The 2,434-nt window shown below is 51.7% G+C and carries 2 protein-coding genes; both read left to right on the top strand.

Features of this window, described 5'->3' with window-relative positions:
* On the top strand, positions 1 to 286 hold a 286-nt coding region (locus VE954_RS35385), incomplete at its 5' end, for a DDE-type integrase/transposase/recombinase (protein WP_324961992.1).
* A gap of 627 nt (positions 287 to 913) precedes the next feature.
* A complete protein-coding gene (locus VE954_RS35380; RefSeq protein ID WP_324961990.1) occupies positions 914 to 2,269 on the top strand; it encodes a hypothetical protein in 1,356 nt (451 codons plus the stop codon).
* Positions 2,270 to 2,434: the final 165 nt, after the last annotated feature.

Genomic DNA, 2,434 nt, shown 5'->3' with positions numbered 1-2,434 from the left:
AAAGATCAATATCGACAAAAGTGGAGCCAACACTGCTGGGATCAATGACTATAACGATGACGAAGGAATTGATATCGAGATTCGTCAGAATAAATATTTAAACAACATTATCGAGCAGGACCATAGGCCTATAAAGCAGCTGTGCAGAGCCACCCTGGGTTTCAAGCGGCTTCGAACGGCAAGGGTTACAATTGGTGGGTTTGAGTCGATGAGGATCATTCGAAAACGGCAGGTCAGAGCAGAGGGTGATACCTCTGCAGAGATCTTCTATTCCGTCGCTGCATGATCGTTCGCCAATCCGTGCTTCCCCTCGCTCAGCTTCTGCAAACGCAACACAACCTTTTTTTGAGCAATCCTTACCATCCCCGATGATGATTGAACCTGCAGCTTCAAGAATGAGCTTAAGGGCGCTGTCCCCTGCATCTGGAAGGAGCCGACGGAGCGCAAACTCCACGGCCGAGATCACACCTTCACCAAAGCGAAGCGTCAGCTTTTGTTTGTCGTGGTCCTGCAAGTCTCCGGTTAACCAGCGTTCGAGGTGGAGCTGGGGAACCGGAGTTTGGTTATCCTTGTAATCAGCCATCTTGAAGCCTTTCCTTTGCTACATCATCTTTGAATTTTTGAAGTCGTTTCCGCGCCCCTGAGACGGATAGATGAACCTCATGAGCCACCTTTAGCTGCAATATTTTTGTCGGCTCAGTATCCAGCGGCCTACTGGAGCGATCTGGTGGGTCTACTCACCCCGGGCCCTGGATTTTTTTGCTCGCTTAGCGCCACAGTAGTTCATCCCATGAGTTGGTAAAGGAATAAGCTTCGAGCAAGGTAGATTGGTCTCATTTCTAAGCGCCACTGATTGCAAACTTACTTCGAGTAAAGTGACGAGATTTGCTGTCAGTTCAAAAGAGGTAACCAGATGAAAAGATCAACTTTGTTTTGGATTGCGACAGTTCTGGTTGCTTGCACGGGTTGCGCCGAGGGCTTCCAGGCAATTCATTCAAGTAACGTAAAAAAGTATCTCAGCGGGACAATGGCATTGGCATCAACCGGCGGAGGTCAATACGGTTACGTTGATTCAACTTCGAATGGAATGATACGAGGTTGGGCCTACGATCCAGCTGCTCCTTCATCGACCCGACAAATTCACATCTACATAGGCGGTCCAGCTGGGCAAGGAGCGCTGGTCGCGGTCGTCAACACTGACTCGCATCGAGCTGACGTCAATCAAGCTTTTGGCATTCAGGGCAATCATGGTTTTTCAGCCGAGCTTCCGGTGCAATACCGGGATGGCCAAGAGCATAGCGTATTTGTTTACCTGATCAGTCAAGACGGAACCAATCCCTTGGTAGCCGGCCCTATCGCCGCGAGCATGTCGAAATCTGGAACTCCGAAGGGATTTGAGCCTGAGTTTCGCCATCGACGTATCGCGACTTTCAATCCCGATTCCGCGACTTACTCAGAGTCTTGTCCCGATGCACCCGGAGGCAAATGCAAAGGGTCGCTTGCTCAGGGGCAAGGTTTCTATACCATGGGCGTTGATGTGGGCGGAAGCTTAGCCCCGTGCCGAGTGAACTCACAAGATCTGTTCGACGTTCCGGGTGGTTCGAATCAGTCTTGCCCGTTCAGCTTTAACTGGCTCACAGGCGGAGGTGGCCAAGATGGTTCTGTTCGGTTGCAGGTCGACTCTAGAACTTGGACGTCAGCCCTTACGCCGAATCTGTATATCGGTCTCCAGCACAACACGCCCTATGGAAACGTGTACCTGGGCGGTAACAACGCAGCGTCGTTAGTGGCAGGCGCGACTTCAGTACGAATGAGAGCTGAAGTCGAGAGAACGGTAAATAAGGCGGACGATGCGGCTCAGGCGCGCGTTCTCATTGGTATCACGTGGTACTCGACACTTAATAACCGTAGCTACATCGTGGAGTTCAATGTTGACGTCAGTCCGCCAAAATCTGGGCCTGTACTCCCGCAGTGGAATCCAGATGTACGTGTCAGCAGAAACGAGTTCATCACAGAGCATGGTGTCAGTGCTCATTTTGTTTACTTAGGTGGCCGTGCTTGGAGACTGCCAAGATCCTTCAACAACTCGGGATCCCCTGCGATCGCGGTGAAGTGGAGCGAAGTTATCGATGCGTTGATCTTAGAAGGCATCGTTCCTCCGCAGGCAAAAGACCCGAATGCGACGATTCAGTTTTACACCGGAACGGAAGCGTTGGGCCGCATTCGCGTTACAGCCGATGCTTCAAAATTCATGATGTGGGAGCCATAAATCCAGGGCCCCGGGGTGAGTAGACCCGCCGGATCGCTCCAGGGAGCCCCTCCTCAGAACGCAGCATGCGGATTTCCCGCACTACGCTCCCGATCATAGGTCACGTGTTCGCGCCCTTCGGGTTAGGAAACATGGAGGTGGTTTTCCACTTTTCTGGAAAACCAG

Origin of the sequence: Oligoflexus sp., from assembly GCF_035638955.1 — a bacterium.
In the GTDB taxonomy this organism is placed as follows: domain Bacteria; phylum Bdellovibrionota_B; class Oligoflexia; order Oligoflexales; family Oligoflexaceae; genus Oligoflexus.
Note: the sequence above shows the minus strand (reverse complement) of the source record. Positions and strands in the feature narration are given on the sequence as shown.